Raw genomic sequence first — 26005 nt, 5'->3', positions numbered from 1 at the left:
GCATCGTATGCCTCCGGCGAGGTCCGGCGAGGGCCGTCTTGTGGGCTGAGGGCGAAAGTCGGAAGTCCTAAGGGTAATCCTAGGAGTAGCCCTATGACGATGCCGCGCGTGGAGGTGATCACGTCCATTGAGAGGCGCCGGCGGTGGTCGCGGGAGGAGAAGGAGCGCCTGGTCGTGGCGTCGTTCGAGCCCGGCGTGTCTGTATCGGACGTCGCGCGATCGGCGGGCATTCACGTCAGCCAGCTCTTCCGATGGCGCAAGGACCTGTGCGATCGGGTCGACGCCGGTTCCTCGCAACTGGTCCCGGTGGAGATCGTCCCCGCTGCTGCGCCGCCCGCTGTTGAGGTGCCGGCATCATCGGCGGCCCCGGGCCGGCGTCGCCGCAAGAGCGGCATCATCGAGATCGAGCTTGGCGGGGGGCGGCGGGTCCGGGTCGATCGCGATGTGGATGCCGAAGCTCTGCGGCGCGTTCTGGATGCGCTCGGGTCCCGATGATCCCGGTTCCGAGCGGCGTGCGGGTGTGGCTGGCGACCGGCCACACCGCACCGAACTCACGACGCCACCGATAAACCAGAGAGCGATCAACATCGTGGCGACGCGCCACCTCGGTCACAGTGGTCTCCGCCGCAAGCGTCTCCGAAACGATCTGCTCCCTTATCGCCGTCGGCCAGCTTCGTCGCCGACCAGTCCCGGTAATGATCTCCATCCGGTGAACGGACACGTGGCTATCCTCGCTGCTTGCACCGTGGCAAAACACTCACACCACGAAAAACAGCGGATTAACCCCACTTGAGCAAGGCGGCCCTCGGCGTAGGCTTACTTTGCTTCGACGAGCCGACTATTTGATTGTAAGCGCTGTTCCGGTGGCACCTTTCGCGCGTTGACGTGAGAGACGATGTTCGGAGCCTTTGAGGGCTTCGACACATGACGATTTCAGAGCTTACGCTTAAATCCAGCGATCACGAGCCCGCACGCCGGTTCGAGGTGTTCACGGGCTCCGGTCGGCGGCGCGAATGGCTGCCGGAGGAGAAGGCGCGGATCGTGGCGGAAAGCTACGAAGCCGGCGCGACCGTGAGCGCGGTGGCGCGGCGATACGCTTTGCCCCCGCAGCAGCTGTTCGCCTGGCGTCGGGCCGCTCGTCAGCCGTTGGCGGAAGCGCCGGCACCGGAATCGTAGTTTGTTCCGGCGGTGATTGCAGCGCCGAGGCCTGAACCGTCGGCAAGGCGGCGGCGGAAGCAGAAAGCCGCCCGAGACGCCGGTGTGATCGAGCTGGAGATCGACGGCATCACCATGCGCGTTGGCCGGGGTGCGGATGCGAAGACCGTGACCGCAGTGATCCGCGCGCTGAAGGCGACGTCGTGATCGGGCCGACGGGCGCGGTCAAGGTCATGGTGGCGACGAAGCCGGTCGACTTCCGCAAGGGTGCGGAGGGCTGGCTGCGCTGGTGCGCGAGACGATGGGGGCCGATCCGTTCAGCGGGGCCGTCTACGTCTTCCGGGCGAAGCGGACGGACCGGATCAAGCTGATCTTCTGGGATGGCACAGGCGTGTGCCTTTACGCCAAACGCCTGGAAGATGGGGAGTTCCGCTGGCCGAAAGCAGCGTCACCGCTTCGGCCGAAGAGCTGAGACGCTTCCCGAGGATCAGTTGCTGCTGGGGCTCGAAGAGGCCGAGCAGATAGAGGCGGCGGACGAGGAAGAGACCGAGAGGCCTCTCCGGACCAGCGACAGGCAAAGACTGCCAAACGCCGGTCCAACCGGGGCTCGCTGCCGGCGCATCTGCCTCGCGTGGAGATGGTCGTCGACATCGAGGACCATGCCTGCCCGGGCTGCCGCAATGGCCTGCATCGGATCGGTGAGGACGTGAGCGAGCGGCTCGACATCGTTCCGGCGCAGCTGCGTGTGATCGTCGTGCGCCGGCCCAAATATGCCTGCCGCGCCTGTGAGGACGTGGTCGTTCAGGCTCCGGCACCCGCCCGGCTGATCGAGGGCGGTTTGCCGACCGAGGCGACGGTCGCTCAGGTGCTGGTGTCCAAATATGCTGACCACCTGCCGCTCTATCGTCAGGCGCAGATCTATGCCCGGCAGGGCATCAATCTCGACCGGTCCACGCTCGCCGACTGGGTCGGCCGCGCCGCCTGGCATCTGCGTCCGGTGCATGAACGGCTGCTTGGCAAGATGAAGGCTTCGCCGAAGCTCTTTGCTGACGAAACCACGGCGCCGGTGCTCGATCCGGGCCGCGGCAAGACGAAGACTGGGCAGCTGTGGGCCTATGCCCGCGATGACCGACCATGGCAGGGGAGCGACCCGCCGGGCGTCGCCTATGTCTATGCGCCGGACCGAAAGGCCGAGCGTCCGATCGCTCATCTTGCAGGCTTCACCGGAATCCTTCAGGTCGACGGCTTATGGCGGCTATCGCGTGCTGGCCGAGAAAAGCGGCGTGACGCTCGCCTTCTGCTGGGCACACGTCCGCAGGCGCTTCTATGAACTGGCAGCCGCCGGTGCCGCACCGATCGCCAGCGAGGCGCTCCGGCGCATCGCCGAGCTCTACAGGATCGAGGATGACATCCGTGGCCGGTCGGCCGACGAGCGCCGCGCGATGCGTCAGGAAAATAGCCGCGCTATCGTCGCCGATCTCGAACCCTGGCTGCGCGAGAAGCTCGGTCTGATCAGCCAGAAGACCAAGCTCGCCGAGGCGATCCGCTACACTCTCTCGCGCTGGGAAGGCCTGACCCGCTTCCTCGACGACGGCCGCGTCGAGATCGACTCCAATACAGTCGAGCGCTCCATCCGTCCGATCGCAATCCCGGGGTCATTCTGCCCATGTTGGGCAGGAGGTCGAAGTCCATTATCGTTGGCATCCGTATTTCGGACGCCGGCTTCGCTGCGAGAACAGCGAAGAACGCGCGAACGGTCGAATCATTCATCTCGTCGTCGTGCCCGGGCATGTCATTACCGCTCCGGCCTGGATGGTCGATCCCGTGGCTTGCGCGACAATGGACCTGGGCTCCCCGCGCGTATCGCTTGCCGCGCTGCTTGAGCTTCACAAGCTCTTGATCGAACGCCGTTTCCGGCGAGGCTCTCCGGTTGGTTTCACCATCGCGGAGGCGCAACATGAGAACCCTGCCACCCCCGACACGATCTCTCGTGGTCGTTCGCCAACTCAGCTTGCCGCTCGACTCGCAGAAGCTGAACGGGCTGAGTTCAGCGCAACGGACCATAGTGATCGCCCGGCTCGCCAACGTAGTGATGGCCGCCGCCGGCGTGGCAACGGAGGAGGAGAGCTGCGATGACGAGCGGTAATCTGATTCCGACTGCCGTCCTCAAGCGCAAGGCCGTCGTCTATGTGCGTCAGTCCACTCAGGCGCAGGTCCAGCTCAACCTTGAGAGCCAGCGTCGGCAATATGAGCTTGTCGACGTCGCACGGCGCTGGGGATTCCGCAAAGTAGAGGTGATCGACGAGGATCTGGGACGAACCGCAAGCGGGGCTGTGGAGCGTCCCGGTTTCGAGCGCCTGGTCGACGATCTGTGCACCGGCCATGTGGGCGCCGTGCTTTGCCTGGAGGTGTCCCGCCTGTCGCGCAACGGGCCGGACTGGCATCGGCTGCTCGAGTTGTGCGGCGAAGTCGATGCACGCGTGATCGATTTGGACGGAGTCTACGATCCGGGGTTGCCGAACGACCGCCTGCTGCTCGGTATGAAGGGCAGCATCAGCGAGTTCGAGCTCGGCGTGCTGCGTGCCCGCATGTACGAGGCCGCCCGCGCCAAGGCACAGCGCGGAGAACTGCGCATCTCCGTGCCGTTCGGCTATGTCTGGCACCGCGATTACGGTCTCGGGTTGGATCCCGACATGCACCTGCAGGAGACCATTCGCCTGATCTTCGCGCGCTTCCGCGAACTCGGCAGTGCGCGTCAGGTCCTGATCTCGATGATCGACGATGGCGTGCATTTCCCCAGACCCTCCGACGGCAAGAAGATGGTGTCCTTCGACTGGGTTCCGATCCGCTATCGCAACGTGATCTCGATTCTGAAGAACCCATTCTACGCCGGCGCCTATGTCTATGGTAAGAGCGAGAAGCGCACTGAGATCGTCGATGGCCGCGTTCGCAAGAGCTATGGCCATTACAAGCCGGCTAGCGAGTGGGCGGTGGTGCTCAAGGACCATCACGAAGGCTACATCGGATGGAGCGAGTACGAACGGAACCAGGAACTGCTCGCGGCCAACGCTTATGGCAAAGCCGGCGGCGTCAAGTCGGGCCGCGGCGGTCGCGCGCTGCTCCCGGGTCTCATCTCCTGTGGTCGATGCGGGCGAAGACTGGTTGTCATGTATGCCGGACGCGGCCAAGGTTATCCGGTATATCGCTGCGAGCGCGGCAACCTCATGATGGCCCAGGCGCGATGCATGTCGTTCAACGGCTTTCGCACCGACGCGGCGGTGACCCGCGAAGCGCTGGAGGCGGTTGCGCCGATGGCGATCGAAGCGGAGTTGGAGGCTGAACGGATGCAGCTGGAGAGCGAAGCCAAGCGGCGGCAGATGATCGAGATGGACCTGCAGCAGGCGCGCTATGAGGCATCGCTCGCCGAGCGCCGCTATGCCGCTTGCGACCCGGAGAACCGGCTTATTGCGGCCCAGCTCGAGAGGAGTTGGGAAGCCACGCTCAGGCGCGTGGAGACCTGCGAGGCCCGGCTGAGCGAAGTCCAGCGTGTGGAGCCTGTCGACGCGGTTCCGGACTTCACGGGCCTCGCCCAGAATCTCGAGGCCACCTGGAATGCGCCGGGTGTCGACATGCGCTGTCGTCAGCAAATGCTGCGCGCACTCATCAAGGACATCGTGGCGGACGTCGATGACGATGCGCGCGACGTGATCTTGACCATCCACTGGCATGGAGGCCAGCACTCACAGGTACGGGTTCGCAAGCCCAAATCCGGAGAGCATGGCCAGCGTACGCCTGAAGAAGCCCTGGCGATCATGCGATCCATGGCAACGCGGTGGTCGGATGCCGAAATCGCGGCCACGCTTAACCGCATGGGCATGCAGACCGGTCAGGGAAAGACCTGGACTGCTCGGCGCGTCCAATCGCTACGCACAGTGCACAAGATCAGCGGCTATCGATCTTCCGACAAAAATGGCGAATGACTCACCATGTCGGACGCGGCCGCCCGGCTTGGAGTCTCGCACGTCAAGATCCGCCGTTTCATCAGGGACGGCATATTGCCCGCCGAACAGGTCATGCGCGGTGCGCCCTACCAGATCCGCGCCAACGACCTCGAAGACGAACGGATCCAAGCCGATTTGGCGCGCAATACTCCGCGTCGCATCCACGACGACAATCAGGAAGCGCTGTTTTCCGCCATTTGAAGAGGGGGTGCATAATGAATCAGTCTTCGCGCTCAACCGGAAGAACGCCCTCTTTGCAGGCTCCGACGGCGGTGCCGAACACTGGGCAGCCGTTGCGTCGCTGATCGAAACCTGCAAACTCAACGGTGTCGAGCCGCTCGGCTATCTCGCCGATGTCCTCACCAGGATTGTCAACGGCCACCCTAACAGCCAGATCGACGACCTGCTGCCCTGGGCCTACATCCAAGCTTCTGAGCTTAAGGCCGTGGCCTGAGAACAGCGCTTACATTTGATTCACGGCTGCCACGACTGCCTTTTTGCCTTTACGATGTTGACCAATGGGTCGATGCTTCCAGGCACGACCGAGCACCACCTTCTATTTGCAGCTACCAGCCGGCACCGACCCGAGGGCGGCTAACGTGAGCAGACTCTCAGCAAAAATTGAACGCCCGGCAGGAGACTGAACTCGCTGCCGGGCCGGTGCGCCTTGGGAGGTGGCGTACTTGGGAATCCTTTGCGCAAATAATTGTAGCGCATTCAATGGGCCGATTTACACGAATGACGCCCCGCCAACGCAGGAGTTCGGCGTTGGGCCGCTACATGTGCATGAAAGCGGATGTCCAGCGCCATTTCACCATATCGAGGATGCGCGTGCGGGACATCGTCGGGAATGCGGCTCCCGATGCGGCCCGGGGGCGAGGGTCGGTCCGGAAGGGGCTAAAGATTGCTAGCGCGCGCAAGGCCACAACCGTGTCGTTTCAGAACCGAGCGTCGACGAGGTGGGCCAGTTGGGCCCCCACCTCATAGTAGTTTTCCTTGAGCGCACGGAAAGCCGGGGTTTCCGGGGTAGTGACGGGAAGTGGCAGATCCGCGTCTCCGACATTCCCGAGAATATGGTCGGCCAGCACACGCCCAAAGACCGTGGCTGGCGAAATTCCACGGCCATTATAGCCGCAGATGCTGACTACATTCGGTGCGAAGCGGTGAAAACGAGGCAGGTGGTTACTTGTTGTCCCAATCATGCCGTACCACTCGGACTCCAATTCAACCTCCCAGATCTGCGGAAAGAGCTTGCGAATGGCACGCGTGGCCCATGCTCGGTGGATCCTGGCACCCGTACCCCCGAGCGCGCCGATACTGCCGAAAACCAACCGTCCCTCTTGGTCCAGCCGAAACGAACTCAAGATTTTCTTCGTATCCCAGCAGCCCTCGCGGTTGGGAAGAATCGACTTCTGTAGTTTGTCCGAAAGCGGCCGGGTTGCCACATTGAAATAGGGAAGATGTATCTGCTCATGCCTAAGCTCTTGCCAGGGTGCTTTAGTGTAAGCGTCCGTTGCAACTACGATCCAGTCGGCCTCGACCGATCCGCTCGGTGTGCGCACCGTCCACTTACCGTTTGATCGCTCGGTCCCGGTGACCCCACTTGAACTATATACCTTGGCTCCTGCGGAGATAGCAGCGCGTGCAAGTCCTCGCACATAGCCGAGTGGCTGGATAGTTCCCGCGCGCAGGTCGAGAAGTGATCCGGAATAGGCAGTTGTACCAATACGTGCCGCCGTCTCCTCTGCATTGAGAAACTTCACGGGCGCGCCCCGTTTCTGCCACTGTCGCTCACGTTCCCCGAGCTCATCAAGTCCCGCTTCCCCGACCGCGCAATGAAGCGTACCGTTCCTCACTGCCTGGCAGTCGATGGCATGCTTGTCGATCAGAGACCAAACTTCGGCAGGCCCATTACCGAGAAGTTGGAGGACCTGTTCACCGAAAGGTGCGCCTAGACTAGATTTCACATCCTTCGGCTTCATCCATAGGCCGGCATTGACTAAGCCAGCATTGCGCCCCGACGCGCCAAAGCCGATCTCCACCGCCTCAAGCACGCTGACCTTTACACCGGCTTGCGCCAGGTGCAATGCCGTCGAAAGTCCTGTGTATCCGCCGCCAACTACGGCTACATCTTGCTTATGGGCGTATTGGAGAATGCTAGTATGTGGAGCCTCTGGCGCGGTTCGCTCCCAGAGTCCATGGGAACGACTGTTATTTAGCATTTTCATCCTTTCATACTCTCATTCACACGGATTGCCCCTGTCGGCAAAACGCCTACGTGATGGCAATTTGTGGTTCGTCTCGGGCGATGCGCGAGGGGGCATTGGGTCGTCCAACGCACTAGTTCGGCGGCATCAAGAAATTTCGCGCGGAGTCACAGAGGACGACAGCCCCTATCGACAGTGCCCGTTCATCGACCCGAAATCGCGGATGGTGAAGCGGATAGACCGCGCCAAGGTCCTCATTGCGGATGCCCAGCCGGAAATAGACCGAAGGGCACCTCTCGCTGTAGAAAGCGAAATCGTCGGCGGCCGTCCAGCCCGGCGCGCTCAGCATGTTGTCCTGCCCCAAATGGCCGGCACCGGTTCGGCGGATGATCTCTACCATGTCCGGGTCGTTGATGACCGGTGGTTCGCCACGCCTCAGGTCCACCTCGGCACTGGCGTGGTGGCTTGAAGCCACGCCTTCTACAATCTGACGCAGCCTCTTCCAAGCATGCTGGCGGGTCGCTTCATGCCCGCTGCGGATCGTGCCCTTCAGCCTGGCCTCGGCGGCGATCACATTGTAGGCGCCGCCGCCTTCGATGCCAGTGATGGAGACGACCAGCGGGTCATACGGATCGATCTCGCGCGACACGATTTTCTGCAGCTCCGTCACCATCGAGCAGGCGACGGCGATGGCGTCGACGCCTTCGGACGGTTTTGCGGCGTGCGCGGAATTGCCGGTGACGGTGATGTCGAAAATATCGCACGCAAGCGTATACGGCCCCGCGCCGACCGCGATCTTTCCGGTCGCGGTATAAGGATCGACATGGACGCCGATTGCCGCGTCGACGTCGTCCAGCAACCCTTCTTCGACGACCCGGCGGCCGCCGAGCGGCTCCGCCTCCTCGGCGGGCTGGAAGATAATGCGAACGGTGCCGCTGAACGATTGCTTCTGGCGCTCTAGGAGAACGCTGGCGGCGTAGCCCATTGCGGCGTGAGCGTCATGGCCGCAGGCATGCACGACGCCCTTGCGCTCGGAGCTGAACGGCAAGCCCGACGTTTCCATGATCGGCAGCGCGTCGATATCGGCGCGGATGACGACCTTGCGGTTCGAGGGACCGGCCGTGCCGACGACATCGACGGCGAGTCCGAAGCCGGCCACGGGTCTGATGCCGCTCAACCCGGCTTCTTCGAGCACCTCTCTCAGATAGGCCTGCGTCTCGCTCTCTTCGTTCGAGAGCTCCGGATTGCGGTGGAGGTGGCGGCGGATCTCGATCATCCGGCGTTCCAGCGCGAGATCCATCAATCCACTGTCGGGTTCAGCGTTTGACATGGATCTCTCGCGGGAAGCTGGTCATCGTTTCGCAGCCGTCGGCGGTGACGAGGATCGTTTCGCTCACTTCAATCCCCCAGCCGTCCATCCACATGCCGAGGATGGAATGAAGGACGTTGCCCGGCTTCAGGATTGTCTTGTCGCCCTGGCGCAGGCTGATTGTGTGTTCGCCCCAGTCCGGTGGATAGGCGGCGCCGATCGAATAGCCGATGCGGGACTCCTTCTTCAGGCCGTAGCGCTGAATAACCTTCCGCCAGCTCGCCTCGACGTCTTCCGCCGAGATGCCAGGCCTGATCGTAGCAAGCACCGCCTCCATGCCTTCGAGCACGGCCTTGCCAGTGTCGCCGACCTTCGCGGGCATGGCGCCGAGCTGAAGCGTCCTCGCCAGACCGGCGGCGTAGCGGCGAACAACACCGGCAAGTTCGAGCGCGACGGTTTCGTTGTCGCCAAAGCGGCGGTCGCTCCACATAATATGCGGCGCCGAGGCATTTTCGCCACCCAGTATGGTCGGCGGCAGGGCGGTGATGTCGCCAGCGAAATCCGGCGAGCCGGCTATTTGGGCGGCCTGAATTTTCGCGATGGCGTCGCACTCGCGCACGCCTGGGGCAATAATCTCATAGGCCGCGGTGACCGCCGCCTCGGCAAGGCGCGCGGCCTTCCGGAGATACTCGACCTCGGCATCCGATTTGACGCTGCGGATCCAGTTCACCAGAAGGTCTGCGTCGTGGAAGATCGCATTGGGCAGGCCCCTGGTCAGCCGCACATGCGCCTTTGCGGAATAGTAGTAGGCCTCGAGCTCGATACCGATACTGCCGCGCCCCCAGCCCTTCTTCGTGATCCAATCGGCAATCCAGTCCATTGGATGGCGGTCAGCGCGCTGGACATAATCTTCCGGGAAGCCGACGACGTTCTCGGGCTTCATCCACGCCGTCAGCAGCCCGCCCGCTGCATCCATGGCGCGGCCGATCCAGACCGGCTCCTCATCGGAGAGCGGCACCAGAACCATTTGCGGCGTGTAGAATGACCAGCCGTCATAGCCGGTGATGTAGTGCTGGTTGGCGACATCGTTGACGATCAGCAGATCGAGGTTGCGGCGCGCCATTTCCGCGCGTATGGCGGAAAGCCTATTCCGGTATTCGTGCGGGCGGAAAGGCAATGGGATCATATCGAGATCATCTTCTCTATCGTCGGAGTGTTTATATGGCAAACAGGCGGGCTGAGCCGATTTGCGGTGGAAATCTACAAGAGCTCGCCGAACCTCTTCGAATGTCCTTCGCTCGCTTGGTACGCTTAGGCATTCATCAAAAGCGCGGCGTAGCCGACCTCAAGGGCCAACACGGCTCGCGGCTAGTGGCAATTGGGCACTCTTTCGCTACTGCCCCCACGATCGACTTGCGTGGCTCTATTTTCATGCGGACGGTTCAACCGCATTTTTTTTCGCTGGTAGACTGGTAATCGTGATTGATGCGGCGCGCATCCGTAGGCCTCGCGGTACGCTTTCGAGAAGTGCGATGCAGAGACAAAGCCGCAAGCCATCGCAATTTCAACAACCGGCAGACGCGAGCTGATGAGAAGCAGGTGCGCACGTTCCAGACGAAGATCCAAGTAATAGCGGCTCGGAGAACATCCCAGTTCCCGCCTAAACAGCCGCTCGATTTGACGCCGCGATAGGCCGGCTGACCCCGCAATTTCGTCCAGTAGCAATGGCTCCGTGAGGTTTGATTCCATCTGGTCGATTACCTTGATGACCGCTTGGTGATTGAGTTGCACTCGAGAGTGAAGAGGGAGACGTTGGCGGTCGCCCGCTGCACGGGTCCTGCACGCGATAGCTTTTTCGCAAATACGGTTGACGGCTGTCGTCCCATGATGCTGATCAACCATGCCGAGAAACATGTCGAAGGGGGCGTCGCCCCCGGCGCAAGTGTGTAAGTGCCCGTCCTGCTCGAACGCGGTTTGAGCGGCTAGCACACTTGGGAACAGCTCAGAGAACATAGGAAATTGCTCCCAGTGAACCGCGCAACGCCGCCCTTCTGCAAGTCCCGCCCGAGCAAGCACAATCGTACCGCTACCTATCCCTACGAGGCTGCCGCGGCGGTTCCGACACTCTCGTAGCCAGGCATCAAGCTGTTTGTGCGGACTAGGAGCATTGCGGTCGCCGACAACCACAACAGCCGGTGCTGATATCGATCGACGAGCTCTTTGACGTTCGAATAATAACGAAGAATCGGCGCAAACCAACAACCCGCAACTCGAGGCCGCAGGTTGCCCGTCATCCGAAATGACCTGCCAGCTATACACGTCCCGCCCCAACACCTCATTGGCGAGCCTCAGCGCTGCTACTGCCGACGAGAAGGCCTGAAGCGAAAAGGCCGGCAGGAGGTAAAAGCAAAAATTTCGGCATGTGGACTGTAAGTCTAGCATCCCGGCTGGTTCCTTTCCCGTATTCGACAACATTCTAGCGAAAGCCTGCCGGGCCCGAGGCGATCGCCTCGGGTTCCGAGCTAGGCTCTGCTCTCATGCCTGGGCGCTTTCGGCGCCGCCCCGTTGCGGTCGGGGCCGATGATTCTCCGATAAGCGTCACTTGATCTGCCCAATCAGGTTGTCACCGGTGAAGCGCTCCGTAGAGGGGGCCAAGCTGCGCCTGTTGAACGATCGGGCAGACCTTCAGAGCATCTCGCCACCGCAAATTCGGCTGCCGCCCGTCTAGATGCTAACCCCGTCCCGCGTAAGCTCATCCATGACTAAGCGCACTGCGCTTTCGGCGATAGCAACAATCTCTTCCGCCTCAGCCTTGGTGGTGACGAGCGGTGGGGCAAAGCCAAGGATATCGCCGTGTGGCATGGCGCGGGCGATCAGACCGCGGTCGCGCGCTGCCTTGGAGATGCGTGCACCAACCTTGAGTGTCGGATCAAAACGCTTCCTGTTGTCTCGATCGGCCACAAACTCGATTGCGCCCATAAGGCCAACGCCGCGCACTTCGCCGACAATCGGCAATTGCGCGAATTTCTCCTTCAGCTGCGCTTGGAAGAATGCACCAACGTCGCGGGCGTTCCCCGGAAGGTCTTCTTTCTCGACGATGTCCAGAACCGCGTTGGCCGCGGCAGCCCCGATCGGGTGACCTGAATAGGTGTAGCCGTGCGAGAATGCGCCGACCTTGTCCGCCCCGTCTTCGAGAACCTTGTAGACCTTCTCACCGACAATTGCCGCGGAAAGTGGGAAATAGGCCGAAGTCAGACCCTTTGCAATCGTGATGAGGTCTGGCTCGATGCCATAGTGCTGCGAGCCGAACACCGAGCCCGTGCGGCCGAAGCCGGTAATGACTTCGTCGGCGATCAGCAGCACATCGTGCTTCTTGAGCACGGCCTGGATTGCTTCCCAGTAGCCTTCCGGCGGAGGCGTGATGCCGCCGGTGCCGAGCACCGGCTCGCCAATGAAGGCGCCAACATTGTCCGGGCCCAGGCGTTCGATCAGCTGATCAAGTTCCTCGGCGCGGCGCGATGAAAATTCGCGTTCGGACTCGCCTGGGTTCGCGCCCCAGTAATGATGTGGAACACCGGTGTGAACGATCTGGGGGAGCGGAAGGTCCATGTGGTCGTGATAGAAGCTCATGCCCGTCATCGAGCCGGACACGACACTGCATCCGTGATAGCCGCGTTCGCGCGAGATGATCTTCTTCTTGGTCGGCTTGCCGCGAAGATTATTATAATACCAGACAAGCTTGGCCTGGGTCTCGTTGGCGTCCGAGCCCGACATGCCGTAGAACACTTTGCTCATCTTGCCAGGTGCCATCTTCACGAGGCGATCGGAAAGGATCGCGAGCTCATCCGTCGTGTGCGCCGCATAGGAGTGATAATAAGCTAGGCGATAGGCCTGACGCGAGATCGCTTCTGCCACTTCGGTGCGGCCATAGCCGACATTGACGCAGTAGAGGCCGGCAAAACCATCGATGAATTTGTTGCCATGCGCGTCCTGAATGCGGATCCCCTTCCCGGTCTCGACGATGGTCGGATCACCGAGCTTGCCGGTGGCAAAATCCTTGAGCTGCGTGAAAGGATGCAGGACAGCGTTTCTATCCTTTTCGCTGATATCCTTGATGTTGATAGTCATAGGGCTTTCCTTTCAGGCTGCGATGTTGCCGATGCACACGTATTTGGGTTCGAGATATTCTGCGAGACCATGTCTTGAGCCCTCGCGGCCGAGGCCGGATTGCTTCCATCCGCCGAAGGGTATGGGAGCGCCGGTAAATTTCGGGGTGTTGACGGCGACCATGCCGTACTCCAGTTGATCGGTCAGCCGCATGGCGCGGTTGAGGTCCCGCGTATAGACATACGCCGCAAGACCCATTTCCGAGTTGTTGGCTCGGGCGAGCACTTCCGCCTCGTCGTCGAAAACCAAGATTGCCGCTATTGGACCGAAAGTTTCTTCCTTGGCAATCAGCATGTCGTCCGTGACGTCGGCGAGAACGGTCGGGGTGACAAAATTGCTCCCGAGCGGACTAGCCTGTCCGCCAACAACGATGCGGGCTCCGGCATAAAGAGCTTCGGAAACCTGTCGCCTGCACTTTTCGGCGACAGATGGTTTGGTCATTGGGCCAATGTCGACACCAGGCTCCAATCCGTGACCGACTTTCAGTTTACTGGTGGCCTTCGCGAATTCTTCCACAAAGCGCTGATAGCTTCCCCGCTGAACATAGATCCTGTTGGCTGCCAGGCAGTCCTGACCGGATGTGGCGAATTTTGCTGCCATGCATCCAGCCACGGCAGCCTCCAACGGTGCGTCATCGAAAATAATAAAAGGAGCATTGCCGCCAAGTTCAAGTGAAGCCTTCTTCAGGGTTTTAACGGACTGTTCGAGCAGGATCCGGCCGACCTCGGTCGAGCCCGTGAAGGAGAATGCCCGCACATCGCTATGATCCAACAGCCGTTTTGCGAGCGGGGCAGCCTCCCCCGTGATCACTTGAAACACGCCGGCGGGGACTCCTGCCTCCTCGGCAAGACGGGCAAGCGCCAGAGCTGACAAGGGCGTTTCCTGGGCGGGCTTCACAATCATGGTGCAGCCGGCAGCCAGCGCGGCCCCAGCTTTTCTGGTGATCATTGCCGACGGAAAATTCCATGGCGTGATTGCGACGGTCACTCCAATCGGCTGCATCCGCACGGCCAACTGACTTCCGGCAAGATGGCTCGGAATGGTCTCGCCGTATGCTCGCTCGCCCTCCGCTGCAAACCAGTCAAGAAAGCTAGCGGCATATGAAATTTCACCCCGAGCCTCGGCCAAGGGTTTGCCCTGCTCGGCGGTCATGATTGCGGCAAGGTCTTCCGCATTATCACGCATTCCGGCTGCCCATTTCCGCAGGTGTGTGCCCCGTTCCGAAGGAAGAACATTGCGCCATCGCAGAAATGCGGTTCTCGCGAAGTTGACTGCGTTGCCCACGTCAGACGTATCACAAGCTGCCACTTGAGCGAGTTCCTCGTCAGTAGCGGGATCCAGCACCGAGAGTGTTTCAGCTCTGGAGAGCCAAGCGCCCCCCACATAGGCGCATTTTTGCAGAAGGTCCTGCCGTTTGAGCCCCTTTAATGCGGCGGCTGCGGAACCTTTCATGTGTATCTCCGTCAATTTTTCGATTTACATCAAACTAACCGCGCCAGCGGTTCGGTTGGCGGCGCAATTCCAGGCCATCTTGGCGTTGTCCTGCGAACAGCGGGCATTTTCTGCGGATTTCTCCATCTTCTATGCCATGCAGACAAGTAAGTCTCACGCGCCACGGGACGTGACGTTAGTGCCAGCTGTTTTCAGCCCTTGGGGCGGCGCTGGCTGGTTGCAGGATGTCCCGGCGCTTGTATGCGCAGCACACAGGGGACGCGGATGTGCCTCCCGCTTGTTTCGGACATATTGAAGTGCGAACGGTAGGCGGCGTCGCGCCGGTATCTCCGCGAGCTCAGGAACGCACTAGGATGGCGCGGTATGTCGGGCAAGTCGTCAAAACGTCGGCGCCGGCTTTAGGTCTCCGTCGGTGCCTTGAAAACAACACTGAAAATGCTGCGAAGGAGTGCAGAAGCAGAACGATGCGGCTGACAACACCGGCGCGCGTACCTTGGATGCGTTCGCTTTGCCGGAGGCAGCATAACAGCGGCGAATAAGCCGACAAATATGCAGAATAACTGCGTCGTCGTCTCACAACGAGCACCATCTCGACGAGCCTCCTCATTTAACGTGGCACAAATGAATGTTGTTGCCGGTGCGGCAGCGTCGGACGGGGATCAATCTGCCCAAACGATCGGAATACCTTGGCGCCACCACTGCCAAAATCCAACAAGGACGCATATGATCACCAACTCGCCCCTTCGCCCTCGTGAACTACCCAACCGCAATCACGAGATTCTCATCGTAGGGGGAGGAATCGCGGGTTTGAGTGTCGCGTATCACCTCGCAAAAAACGGCAAAAAGGATGTCGCGCTTTTAGAACGAAACACGCTTACATCTGGCACCACGTGGCATGCCGCTGGCTTGATCATGCAAACGCGCGGTACTCACGCACTCACGGAGATTGCGAAGTACAACGCGGAACTCTACTCCGCTCTGGAGTCCGAAACCGGACAAGCTACGGGGTTCAAGCAAAATGGCACGCTTGGGGTCGCTAGAACCAAAGAGCGCCTCGATGAAACTGCACGCAATGCATCAATTGCTAAGAGTTTTGGGCTTGAGGCCCACATGATTTCGCCGAGCGAGGCTAAGAGGCTATATCCGGCCCTCAATTCGTCTATCATCGAAGGTGCAGTCTTCATCCCTGGAGACGGCCAAACCAATCCAGTCGACACATGCATGGCTTTAGCAATTGGCGCTAAACAAAACGGCGTGAAGATCTTCGAAAATTCCGACGTTAAGGACCTTTGGCAGACTTCAGAAGGTTACTATCAAATCCGAACTAATGAAGGTGTCGTTGAAGCTGAAGTTCTCGTACTCGCGTGTGGGCTTTGGACCCGAGATCTTGCATCCAAGCTAGGTGCGCGGGTCCCCTTGTACGCCGCAGAGCACTTCTATGTAGTGACCGAACCTATGGATTTTGTGACGCCGACCTTGCCTGTGCTGCGCGACACGGACGGCCACGTCTATTTGAAAGAAGACACAAGAAAGCTCCTTGTGGGCGCGTTCGAGCCGTGGGGGAAGCCGCTTCCGATGGAAAAGCTTCCGAAAGGAACAGCCTTCATCGAGCTCCGCGAAGATTGGGACCACTTTGAATTGCCGATGACCAAGGCAATAGAGATTGTTCCTGAGCTCGCGAACGCAGGCATTGCCAAATTTTTCAACGGTCCTGAAAGTTTCACTCCAGATCTTCTGTTTATGATAGGTGAAGTGCCCGGACTGAAAAATCTCTACGTTTCATCTGGGTACAACTCGGAAGGTATTGAGTACGGTGCTGGAGCAGGGCGAGCGCTGGCGGAATGGATCATTGCTGGCGAGCCCCAGATGGATACCAGCTTCATCGATGTCACGCGGTTTCACCCCTTCCAGATCAATAAAAGATATTTGCACGATCGTACAGCCGAAGTGGTGGGTCTTCACTACAAGATGCACTGGCCGGCTTACCAGCCGGAGACCTCCCGCGGCGTCAGGAAAAGCGCACTTCATGATCGATGGGCTAAGCTTGGAGCCAGCTTTGGTGAAGGCATGGGTTGGGAGCGTCCGTTGTGGTTCGCGGGGGAGGGGGAATCGACGAAAAACCTCTACTCCTACGATGAGCCGAACTGGTTCAAGTATACGAGTCAAGAGTGTAAGGCCGCTCGTAACGAGGCCATCCTATTAGACCAAAGCTCATTCGGCAAGCATCTAGTGCAAGGTGGTGATGCGTGTCGTTTCCTTCAGTGGCTCTGCGCGGGCAATGTGGACGTGCCCGTTGGAAAGCTTGTCTACACACATATGCTCAATAAACACGGTGGAATCGAGACAGACATTACAGTAAATCGGTTGTCACAGACAGAGTTCCTCATTATCTCCTCAGCGACCGTTCATCCTCGGGATAAAGCTTGGATTACAAAACACGTTAGGGATGACTGGAATGTTACGGTCACTGATGTCACGTCTGCTTATGCAGTCCTATCATTGCAAGGACCTAAATCCCGGGAGATTCTGTCCCAAGTTACCGATACAGATTTGGCAAATTCAGCGTTCCCATTCGCTACAAGTCAGGAAATCGATGTCGGGTATGCTCGCATAATAGCCAACAGGCTGACTTATGTCGGGGAGCTTGGTTGGGAGCTGCATATCCCGACCGAGATGGCTCAGCACGTGTTTGATGTTGTTTGGGAGGCCGGCCAAGCCTATGGCCTAAAGGCTGCAGGATACCACGCGCTTGAACATCTACGATCCGAGCGCGCCTACCGAGAATACCAGCTGGATCTTACACCCGTCGACACGTTGCTTGAGGCGGGCTTAGGATTTACAGTTGATTGGAACAAAGAAGGTGGGTTTATTGGGAAGGAAGCGTTAACCTCTCAAAAAAATTCCGGCCCACTAAAGAAGAGACTGGTATCGTTCATGATTCGCGATCCGAAACCCGTTCTATTTAATGAAGAACTTATCCGTTGCGACGGAAAGATCGTCGGCTATATTTCTTCCGGCGTAAAGAGCTTCACAATTGGAACGTCAATAGGAATGGGATATGTAAACCATCCCGCCGGTGTCACGAAGGATTTAATCGAAAACAGTCGATGGGAAATCGAGATCGCCGGCAAACTCTACGAAGCCGACGCGTCGCTCCGCGCGTTTTTCGACCCAAATGGAGATCGAGCTAAGCAATGATTTTGCGCCGCTGCGGACGCGCGGATGGAAAAAAAGCTCTTCCGCGGCTGTAATTGAACCAGGTCAGCTGACAAGCCGCCCGCGCTGGCGTCGCCACGACACCGCCCGGTGCCTGGACGATCTCGACCGCTCGTGTCACCAGTTCCGCATTGCCCGAGGCGAGGCGACCCCGACCGACATAGAGGTTGTCTTCCAGACCGACCCGGACATGGCCGCCGAGCAGAACCGATTGCGCCAGCATCGGGAATCACGCGGCCCCGATCCCGAACGCGCTCTAGACGGCGTTCGTTGGAAGAAAATCGCGCAGTGCCAGCATGCCCTTGGATTCGCCGGCGCGCCGCCGCGAACGCCAAGGCAGAGCTGGAAGAAGGAGCGTCCTTCGACGAGCGCCTCGTCGATGAGCCCGCGCGTCTGCTCGATCTGCCCGATCTCGAAGACGTCGAGTTCCGTATTCGAACGGCGGGTGAGAGAATTCTCCGCCTTTGTTCAAGCCTTTATGCGAGCGGCGGGCCAGCTATATGACCCTTGAGACCATCAGCCAGATGAGTGATGATCCGCTCATCAGCCTGCCGCAGTGGCACGCTGATCATTCCGGCCCTGCCGGAGAGCACGGCGACCACTGCCGTCAGTTACACCACCTCAGTGGGCACGATCCAGGCAGCTTAGACTGGCAAACTGCTTGGCCAGGGAGGGATTCGGATTGAAAGCGTATCTCGCCTGTCGTTTTTGCATCACAGCGATCAGTCTCTTCGAAATCGACGGCTGCTAGATGGGTTAACGGGCCTCAGTCGCCGGCGCGAGAGGCCCGTTAACCCATCTTGCAGGGGGTAAAGACAGGCGGCCAAATCGACAAACGCTGAATACCGAACAAATGGCCCAGGTCGCGCCAATTTGCGATCGCCTTCTCGGCGGTGGCCGCACCCGCATCACCTCCAGCTCCATCGGCCGCTCCGCGGCAAGCCAATCCGCACCACGGTGCGGGACAAGGCCGCGCCATGTCCGCTCGACCATGTGAACCGGGTCTTCCATGCCCGGCGCCGAACATGCTCTGGCTCTCGGACTTCACCTACAGTGCGCCTCGTCCCGGATGGTCCGGGGTGCATATGACTGGATGCATTGAGAAAGGAGAATTTGAAGAATGCCCTGCTTCCTGCTGTGAGGGGGCAAGAGCCCAAGCGGCGGTGACCTGTCGTCAACTGGCAGGGTGACGTAGCCCGCAGGTAAAGGGAATTGAGGCGAAGCCGTTACGCCGAGATGGTTCCCGAGGCTGTAGCACTGGAAGGTTGAGGAACACGAACCGGTTAATCCGCATCCGAGGGCTGAAATGTCGCCTTCGCCTACACGGCTTAACAGGCGAAATGCTGATGAGGTCGCCGGAGACGTATGTCGGCGGCATCCGAATGTGGGCGTATATGTAGGTCGCCTGCAGGGAGCTATGGGCAGAACACAGCCAGACCATGGCAGCGGTATCGACTTGCGGGACGCAAGGACTGCGACCGGCAACCTCCCCAGTGCGTGGAATGTCCAGCATATGAACGAGGGAAGGCATGATGGAATGCCCACGATGTTCTGCGTCGCAAGGGAGTTGACCCTGATGTCCATCATGCTGGCGGAGTTCCCGCAGTAGTCCGCGGCAGGGAAAGCCTGCCACATGGCGAAGGGGAACAGTTCAATCTGCTTGGAGTGCAAATTACCTGACCAAACGAGGTGAAGACCTTTGATAATCAGCGAAATGCAGCACAAGCTCGCAACATGGGCTGAAAGCGATCCGAACCGGCGGTTCGATCGTCTTCTTCGGCTCTTGCCGATCGGGAATGGCTTGCCGAAGCCGCCCGGATCGTTCTGGCGTCAAGTGGCGCCCGGACGCCGGCATTGACGAAATGGATAAGCAGCGCATGCAGGCCGGGCTGGATCGCCATCTGGCCGACCTGCGGACGAACCTGCTGAAGGGCACCTATCGCCCGAAGCTGGTCAAGCGGATCTATATCCCGAAAGCCAATGGCAGGCTACGACCACTGGGTATACCGAGCCTGACACGCCGTCGCGCACGCCTCCACCGCAACGATGCACCTCGGCAGCTCCGTAAAGAAAAACTAGGACCTGCCCGCGTGACGGTAGAGCGGGAATTTTCGCACTGCCGATCAGCATGCTGCGGGAATTGCGCGCAGATGGCCCAAAAACGCCGATTTTCTGCGACGAGGGGACGGTTATTCGCAACGCGGTCCATTTGGCGCTGCTATATTTCACGAAGCGGGCATTGAGCCCGTCCGTTATCGAGGATTAGCCTAGAAGGACGGAGACTGGGGAACGGAGACCGGGGAATAAAATCACTTAAAGCAGCCGGATTACTGAAGGTCGAATGTTCCGGCAAACTGCCGGTGATCGACGGAAGTGTTTGCCAGACAGGTTCGGCATTGGCCTTGCTGGAGGTTGTAAGGAGTAAGTGTGTCAAGCCTAGCCCGGTCCCATGCAGGGGCATCAATGCTTAAACATATGGATGCGCAGACAGATATCGGCAATAAAAACCTATCGAGCCGACACTTGACTGTCCCTAGACTATTCAAAAGAAGACCTACTGATGACTTCGCGGTGCAGCCGAGCCAGAGCATATGAGGACTAAAGTATGAGCGCTTACCGCGACGGACCAGCTTCATTCATGTTCCGGCCGCCCGGGAGAAACGGCCGAGCATTCCGAGAACATTTAGGGGTTTGCTGTTGGGCTGCGCCGTTATCCGATGAGCCTCTTAATTCTCTGCGCTGCGATTGGCTGCAATGCGCCTTCAGCATATCGGCCGTAGAGGTGACTCCGCCACTGCCCATAAACAGACATGATCTGCAAAGCGAGTGGCAGGTAACCTCCCCGTGAAGGCACATTTTTCTGATCTCGGCCAATTCTTCTCTTAGTATCGCTCCTTAGTATCGCTGTCGCTGTAACTCAGTACCTTTGGTGAACGATGTCTCAGGCGGAACAATGGACCGACGAAAACATCGATGGATTGAATGCTCGTGCGCTGCATTTGCACACCATTGACTCGTTAGTTGCCGATTTAATCGCAGGCACGCCAGTTCTCATTGAGGGCGCGCGCACCTTCTCTCTGCCCGATGCTGCAACGCGTAGCGCGTTGGGATGGTACCAAAATCGTGGCCCGGCGGCTTGGATTGCTGATGTCCGCTCTCCGCATGCGGAAGAACTCGTAGACGCGATTTCCCAACCGCCACCTGCTGTGAAGGCCTTGCCGTCGCGGCCCGCGAACGCGAACAACAGGCGACTTCGGCTGAAGAGGGTGGAGGCTCACCGGTTCGCCGGCCTGCACAAGTTTGGGACACCGGATGCGGCCCCGGAGAATTATGTCCATGAGTTCTCGTGCCCAATCACGCTCTTCGAAGGGCGGAACGGATCCGGCAAGACCTCGCTGCTCAATGCCGTTATCTGGACGCTCACAGGTCAGATGCTTCGGCCCCAGCGCGAACCGGAAAGCCCAGAGGACTTCGATTGCTGGATAGGCAATGCGGAGGACGAGCGAACAACGCACAAATTGTCCTCACTGACACCCATGCCACTGCTGGACCAATACCGACCCGACAAGGACTGGGTTCTAGCTGATACATGGGTTGAACTGACCTTCGTTGAAGATGGCGGCGTGGAGCTTCCCCCCGTCCGCCGCAGCATGACGCGCTCATTTCAGGGCAAGCTGAAGGAGTTGCCGCCCGATCTTACCCCGCTCGGGGTCGATCCCATCGCACTTCGCATTGGCACCGTCATGCCGGGCTTACTCCCGCTCATTCGGTTGGGATCCGAGTCGGAATTGGGACGCGCAGTGTCCGAGCTTACAGGGTTGTCAGCGCTCGTGGACCTTGCTGCACATACGCGTCGCGCGAAAACCAAGATCGACAAAGATCTCGTCAAGGCCAAGCGCGGCGAACGCGATAAGGCGGACGCCGACTACAACGTTGCCAAAGGCGACCTGGAAAAGATCTTTCAGACGCATGCTGTCCTGGAGCCGCCGACGCCGGTGCCAGTCCCGTCGGACGACAAGGCGATTGAGGAAAAGCTTAAGACCATCAAGACGCACTTCGACGACGCAAAGGCATCCGCGTTTGAGTCCGCGAAAGAGATCCTTGGCGGGCGTTTCGACCCCGCCGATGCAAAACTGCGTTTGGACCTCGAAGAGAATATCGGTCGCGCGCTCGAGCGTGTCAGCCAGCCTCAAACGTTGAAGTCGATCGCACGGCTCGCCGACCTCCGCAAACTGACGCCGGACGAGCTTGGCGAAGCCGAAAACAAGCTAACTGCCATTCTGACTGAATCGCGAACCCTCCAGGGGCTGGCGCAAAATCCGTCGAGCGCAGCACGCACGCGCTTGTATGCACGGATCAAGGCCTGGATGACGGATCATCCGGACCCAGAACGCGACCAAGACCGGTGCGTAGTGTGTGGTGGCGATCATTCCCATGCCGTTGACCCTGTGACGGGCCAGCCGGTCAAACAACACCTAGCCGGGGCTGCTTCCGATGCTACCCTCTTGTCGCAAACCCTTGCCCATTGGGCAGCAAATGCCCATGGTGATCTGTTGCGCTCATTACCCGAGGCGCTTCGCGCTGAGTTGGTCACGGAGTTGCCGTCAAATCCGTGCGACCTTCTCCGAAAAGCGCTCGTTGACGAGGCTTTTTCGTTCGCACCGTTCGCAGGCATTCTTGGCGAGTTGAAGTCCCCCACGGCCTTGAGTCTCGATGCCGTATTCGAAAACCGCGCGGAGTTGGATGATCCCATCGCCATCGCGTTGCCAGCAGGGTGTAGCGACCTTCAACTGGCCTTGGAGCGGCTTGACCGGGCAATCCGCTTTGCCCGTTGGCGCCAGAACAACGATGCCTTGGCAAAGGATGTCCTGACCCGCGTACTCGGGCGCAAGCCCAAGGAACGGGAGCCTGCAGAGAAGCTTACCCTTACCGGGAAGCTGTTGGAACTTCAAAACATCGTCAAAGCAGCCGAGCCGATATCGGACGCATTGACCCAGTGTGCACGGTTCTCAAAGCACTTGGCGACGCGCCGGGCGGCTGAAACCCGGCTTGCCAATTACGCGACGGCAAGCACGGCGCTCGGCCAACTCGCTGATTTGGGAACGCTAGCTGACCAGCAAGTTGACCAACTTCGGAAGATCCTTCGAACGGACGCCGCCGCGTGGCGTGATCTGATCTATCTCGGGGCATTTCCCGATACGGCTCATCGACTCGTCGATACCGGTATGGGCCGCAAAGGAGAATTGGACCTCGTCGTCCAAGCAGGAGGTGTCGCAGCCCCAGCCCAACATGTCACGAACGCGTCGGCCCTGCGGGCGAGTTTGGTCGCGTTCTTTTTCGCCTTCTGGCAGCACGTGCTGAAGGAGCGCGGCGGCTTGACTACCCTCGTGCTTGACGATCCCCAGGAGCTGCTTGACGACGCAAACCGGGAGCGGCTGGCGACCGCGCTCGGAAACTTGGCGAGCGGGGGCGCGCAGGTGATCGTTACGTCCTATGATCCCCGCTTCAGCGGCCGGGTTGCCAAAATCCAGCTTCCGGGCGGAATTGAGCATCTTGCGGTGCATCCCGCGACACGGCTGCAGCCCCGTGTCAGGACGATCGTGCCCCATTCCGTCCTGCTTGAGCGCAAGAAGCGCTTCGATGCCGACCCAAATGAAGAAGAGCCCGCACACGATTTCGCCGATGGATGTCGCGTCTTCCTCGAGGCGCAGCTTGGGGACATGTTCGACGATCCGGCCCATTCATCTTGGGCCAAGGCTACACCGAATCCCACACTCGCCGATTTCGTGCAGCGAATGCGCCCTTTGGTGCGCGCCGGATCGTCCGGGATGTTTGGCGCAGACATTTTCAGGCGGTTCGCTGAACATTCCGCGCTGGGCGACAATTCCCCGGTGGTGGCCTTGATGAACAAGGCCCATCACGGGCGTCGCCTAGACATCACCGCTGGTGAGGTCGCGCAGTGTGCTGGCCAATTGGTTGATCTGATCAATCTTGCGGAGGACATGCGTGAAGAATGCTATCGCTGGCGCCGGCGGGATGTCCCAGCAGCGAAGCAGAAGCTTGAGGCGCCGGCCGCGATCGACTTTACCCGGCTCGCTCCACCGCGGGCCGTCATCTGTCCTGATTTGGCGGCCTTTACCCGGCACCGAGCGGCTGCAGAAACCCAGGATGAACCGGAAATTCTCGATCCCAACGTTCTTGAGGGCTGTGTTGCATACTATCTCAGGCGAGCCAACTTCGGGTTCGCGGCACCCGCTGGCAGCCTTGCGATCGTCAAGTTCATCCCAACGGCAAGCTCGGACCGGCGGCTTGTGATCGCTCGGCACGGCAAGGACATTTACGCGCGCCGGTTGGTTCGCAGCGCAAATGGTGGCGGATTAATCGGCCTCACCGCCGAGACGCCGGACCCGCGCATCCGCAATCCAAAAACCGTCTTCCTTCCTGAGGATGAAACGGCAATCCACCAAGTTGTCGGGATCATTTTCGACCACACGGTGCGCGTCGATCATGGCCCGGAAGAGGCCGTGGCCGTCGACGCCAACAGGGAGTTGCAGCGGATCGCAATCGCCTTCCGCGTGGTCGATGAAAGTGCCGTGCCGCTCGCGCTCGACAAGCAAGTTGTCCTCGGAGGAGACCACGTCCAACTCGACACCTTCGGGCATCATCAGGGCGCGCTCGTCGCCCTTTGCCTTGATGACGGATCCAGCATTTTCAAGCGGGTGGGGTCGGCGCTTCCCGGCGACCTTTCCCATCTCAGGCTGTTCGAGAGCGTAGGCGGGATGGGATCGTCACAGGTCCTTTCCGTGGGAAAGGCTGCAAATGGGGTTCCGTGGGTCGTTGGCGCCCGGAAAATCGTCGGCGTGCTTTACAACGTCTAGCCGCAATCGACATCTGATCCCGATAGCAGACATTGACACATCAATGACGCAGGTCGTGCCGCGCCCAAGCAGACCTTGACGCAGTTCCTCGACCTACACCCACCTGCGCCGCCAAGCCAGAAGATGAGATGTTCGCATCAATGCAGCCGACAAGAAAGACACCCCAACCCAGTCATTCTTGGCGTGGGGAGGCGATAAGCACCGGACCGAACTCTTAGCGGGTGAACGATGACTGAACAACCCTACGCTAACGATCCCTTCTTCAGGATTGGTGGGAGATCCGGATTGGAACGCCTGCATAGGCAGACAGGGTGAAGAAGAGAATTATGTTGAGGGATATATCGAGGTTGCGATCGAATTTGCGGACGCGATCATAAAAAAACAGATGTTCGGCAAGCGCGACACCTTGGTGCTGCCGATCCTGTACAACGCGCGGCACGCGATCGAACTTGCCTTAAAATTCGCTACCGATCGGCTTTTCCAAGCCGGCGTGGTCAATGGCAGCGGGCGCAAGCGTGATCACAACATCAAGGCCTATTGGGAGCGTCTCCACTTTAGCGCAATCGGGGACGAAAAGCTCTCAAAGACCATTGCTGCACACTTGAACCGTTCGTCGAGAGCGTATCGCGCATAGACTCTGACGGCCAGGAATTGCCATCATCGTAACCGGGAGAACGATCCGAGTCTGGCAAACTACGCGCTGGCGAATTTGCAACTTATTCGGGCAAGTATGATGGACCTTCAACCTCTGATCAGCGACCGTCAGTACCGCACCGTCGACTTCCTGAGTGAGCGAACACGCTACGGGATCTCACACCAAACGTTGTTCAAGACGGGATCTCCTGGCAATCGCGCAACTCATGCCGCGGCGTGACCTGTGGAGCACTGCAGCTTTCGATGACCGGAAGACCCTCATCAGGCAGCGTTTCGAACAATCGGGCGTTCTCCATGGCACTCGATCGCATTCAGGAGAACCGGGAGATGCGATCGATCCTCGGTATGGAGAGTTCGCTTGTGCATGTCTCCGACGAAGACATCGTCGGAATCGTGCAGCAGTGGCGGCAATTGCATCCGAAACGGGAGGGGCGGTCCGAAGGTCAGGAGCTAGACCATTTTGCGCCTGGAAGAATCGAAGCGATGCGAGGACGTATGGTAATGCTTGCGGAGGTCATTGCTGCAGTGAACGCAAAGCTGTCGCCACAGATGCTGGCTGACCTCGAAGTTATGTTTTATCTCGGCCGCGATCGTATCTTCGCAGAATACTACGAGATGTTGTACGCAAACTGAGGAACACGCCGTGGCGAATAACCCGCGGGAAGAGATCCGGCACTGATGGAGAAGACGAATTTCTGCAATGTCTAAGAACCTGGTTCCAGAAGCTGTCCGATATCTCGTCGCTGGCAAGAGAGGCGATGTCGAACAAGTTGAAACAAGCAACTATCGGTGCGGTCCACGAGCTCGGCCTTGACTGCCATGCCTTAACAACTGGCCAGTGCCGACCTACGCGGTATCGACGAGTGAATGGGAACATCTACAAGATCATGGATCCAGTCGTCACGACCGTGCAGGCAAGAATGGAGCCCTTCACGTGGACGGCCGAACCGCGAGAGATATCCTTAG

At 59.5% G+C, this 26005-nt stretch carries 13 protein-coding genes and 6 pseudogenes; 13 read left to right on the top strand and 6 right to left on the bottom strand.

Annotated features, from left to right (window positions below; translation table 11 throughout):
* Nucleotides 1-108: 108 nt before the first annotated feature.
* From X728_RS1000000171335 to X728_RS161110, 6 genes and pseudogenes are all read left to right on the top strand, one after another.
* Nucleotides 109-261, top strand: a pseudogene (locus tag X728_RS1000000171335) (transposase); the annotation flags it as partial.
* Between the two features lie 663 nt (nt 262-924).
* Nucleotides 925-1176, top strand: a complete 252-nt coding sequence (locus X728_RS1000000171330) for a transposase (protein WP_245266071.1) — start codon at nt 925-927, stop codon at nt 1174-1176.
* A gap of 280 nt (nt 1177-1456) precedes the next feature.
* Nucleotides 1457-1627, top strand: coding sequence for an IS66 family insertion sequence element accessory protein TnpB (tnpB, locus tag X728_RS01000000166280; RefSeq protein ID WP_245266092.1), 171 nt, complete (start codon nt 1457-1459; stop codon nt 1625-1627).
* Nucleotides 1599-2804 (top strand): annotated as a pseudogene (locus tag X728_RS01000000166275) (IS66 family transposase); the annotation flags it as partial. The gene tnpB and the pseudogene X728_RS01000000166275, both read left to right, overlap by 29 nt.
* A gap of 483 nt (nt 2805-3287) precedes the next feature.
* Nucleotides 3288-5357: pseudogene (locus tag X728_RS01000000166270) on the top strand (recombinase family protein).
* Nucleotides 5358-5385: 28 nt separating this feature from the next.
* Nucleotides 5386-5610: pseudogene (locus tag X728_RS161110) on the top strand (transposase domain-containing protein); the annotation flags it as partial.
* A gap of 484 nt (nt 5611-6094) precedes the next feature.
* On the opposite strand, the gene X728_RS161115 reads toward X728_RS161110, so the two are convergent.
* The 6 genes from X728_RS161115 to X728_RS161140 all read right to left on the bottom strand — a co-directional run bounded on the left by X728_RS161115 (nt 6095) and on the right by X728_RS161140 (nt 14291).
* On the bottom strand, nt 6095-7378 hold the full coding sequence (locus X728_RS161115) for an FAD-binding oxidoreductase (protein ID WP_023830754.1): 1284 nt from the start codon (nt 7376-7378) through the stop codon (nt 6095-6097).
* 118 nt (nt 7379-7496) lie between these two features.
* A complete protein-coding gene (locus tag X728_RS161120) occupies nt 7497-8693 on the bottom strand; it encodes an amidohydrolase (RefSeq protein ID WP_023830753.1) in 1197 nt (398 codons plus the stop codon).
* Nucleotides 8680-9858 carry a M24 family metallopeptidase gene (locus tag X728_RS161125; RefSeq protein ID WP_023830752.1) on the bottom strand — a complete coding sequence of 393 codons (1179 nt, stop codon included), beginning with the start codon at nt 9856-9858 and terminating at the stop codon, nt 8680-8682. The genes X728_RS161120 and X728_RS161125 overlap by 14 nt, the downstream gene beginning before the upstream one ends.
* 182 nt (nt 9859-10040) lie before the next feature.
* Entirely contained in the window at nt 10041-11114 is a 1074-nt protein-coding gene (locus tag X728_RS161130; RefSeq protein ID WP_023830751.1) for a GlxA family transcriptional regulator, read from the bottom strand.
* A gap of 282 nt (nt 11115-11396) precedes the next feature.
* Nucleotides 11397-12800 (bottom strand): aspartate aminotransferase family protein, encoded by a 1404-nt coding sequence (locus tag X728_RS161135; protein WP_023830750.1) that lies wholly within the window; start codon nt 12798-12800, stop codon nt 11397-11399.
* A gap of 12 nt (nt 12801-12812) precedes the next feature.
* Entirely contained in the window at nt 12813-14291 is a 1479-nt protein-coding gene (locus tag X728_RS161140) for an NAD-dependent succinate-semialdehyde dehydrogenase (protein WP_023830749.1), read from the bottom strand.
* 723 nt (nt 14292-15014) lie between these two features.
* Between X728_RS161140 and X728_RS161145 the strand changes: the two genes are divergently transcribed.
* From X728_RS161145 to X728_RS1000000167635, 7 genes and pseudogenes are all read left to right on the top strand, one after another.
* A complete protein-coding gene (locus tag X728_RS161145) occupies nt 15015-17489 on the top strand; it encodes an FAD-dependent oxidoreductase (protein ID WP_031194858.1) in 2475 nt (824 codons plus the stop codon).
* On the top strand, nt 17467-18018 hold the full coding sequence (locus tag X728_RS1000000171325; RefSeq protein WP_245266070.1) for a hypothetical protein: 552 nt from the start codon (nt 17467-17469) through the stop codon (nt 18016-18018). The genes X728_RS161145 and X728_RS1000000171325 overlap by 23 nt, the downstream gene beginning before the upstream one ends.
* Before the next feature lie 419 nt (nt 18019-18437).
* Nucleotides 18438-18559: pseudogene (locus tag X728_RS1000000170085) on the top strand (IS3 family transposase); the annotation flags it as partial.
* 647 nt (nt 18560-19206) lie between these two features.
* Nucleotides 19207-19522: pseudogene (locus X728_RS1000000172220) on the top strand (group II intron reverse transcriptase/maturase); the annotation flags it as partial.
* 921 nt (nt 19523-20443) lie between these two features.
* A complete protein-coding gene (locus X728_RS161160) occupies nt 20444-24385 on the top strand; it encodes an AAA family ATPase (RefSeq protein ID WP_023830744.1) in 3942 nt (1313 codons plus the stop codon).
* 271 nt (nt 24386-24656) lie between these two features.
* Nucleotides 24657-25019 carry a hypothetical protein gene (locus tag X728_RS1000000167640; RefSeq protein ID WP_023830743.1) on the top strand — a complete coding sequence of 121 codons (363 nt, stop codon included), beginning with the start codon at nt 24657-24659 and terminating at the stop codon, nt 25017-25019.
* Nucleotides 25020-25333: 314 nt separating this feature from the next.
* Nucleotides 25334-25672, top strand: a complete 339-nt coding sequence (locus tag X728_RS1000000167635) for a hypothetical protein (protein WP_023830742.1) — start codon at nt 25334-25336, stop codon at nt 25670-25672.
* Nucleotides 25673-26005 lie beyond the last annotated feature (333 nt).

The organism is Mesorhizobium sp. L103C119B0 (genome assembly GCF_000502235.1).
Classification (GTDB): domain Bacteria; phylum Pseudomonadota; class Alphaproteobacteria; order Rhizobiales; family Rhizobiaceae; genus Mesorhizobium.
Note: the sequence above shows the minus strand (reverse complement) of the source record. Positions and strands in the feature narration are given on the sequence as shown.